Annotated in this window: 2 pseudogenes; both read left to right on the forward strand. The window is 72.3% G+C overall.

Annotation, left to right across the window (positions count from 1 at the left end):
- Positions 1–298 (forward strand): annotated as a pseudogene (locus MBTS_RS23120) (cell division protein FtsA); the annotation flags it as partial.
- Between the two features lie 102 nt (positions 299–400).
- Positions 401–656: pseudogene (locus tag MBTS_RS23125) on the forward strand (cell division protein FtsZ); the annotation flags it as partial.

Below are 656 nucleotides of genomic sequence, written 5' to 3' on the forward strand. Positions count from 1 at the left end.
CGCCGCCCAGGCCGGCCGCCGGGTGGTGCTGACGGGGGGCGCGAGCCAGCTCGTCGGTCTGCCCGAGGTCGCCCGCCGGGTGATGCAGGGCCAGGTGCGGATCGGCCGGCCGCTGGGCATCCGCGGCCTGCCGGAAGCCGCCAAGGGACCCGCCTTCTCCGCCGCGGTGGGCCTGCTGGTCTACCCGCAGGTGGCGCATGCGGAACATTTCGAGCCGCGGGGGCACAGCGCCCTCCTGGGCACCGGAACCGACGGCTACATCCCCCGCGTGTACCGTTGGTTGCGGGAGAGTTTCTAGAGACGAGGCCCGCCCCCGGAAGGGGGTGCGGCGACGACACAATCGGCGCCTTTGCGGAGGCGCTCATCGGCAACGCGAAAACGGCACGAAGGGCTCGACACCATGGCCATCTCTCTCCAGGCGCCTGACATCCGCGAACTCAAGCCCCGCATCACCGTCTTCGGTGTCGGCGGCGCCGGCGGCAACGCCGTCAACAACATGATCGAATCCGGCCTGCTGGGCTGCGAGTTCGTGGTCGCGAACACGGACGCCCAGGCGCTCACCTCCTCCAAGGCCGAGCGCGTGATCCAGATGGGCCTCGGCGTGACGCAGGGGCTCGGCGCCGGCTCGCACCCCGAGGTCGGCTCGGCCGCCGCCG

It is taken from the genome of Methylobacterium bullatum (genome assembly GCF_014845095.1).
GTDB classification, from domain to species: Bacteria; Pseudomonadota; Alphaproteobacteria; order Rhizobiales; family Beijerinckiaceae; genus Methylobacterium; species Methylobacterium bullatum.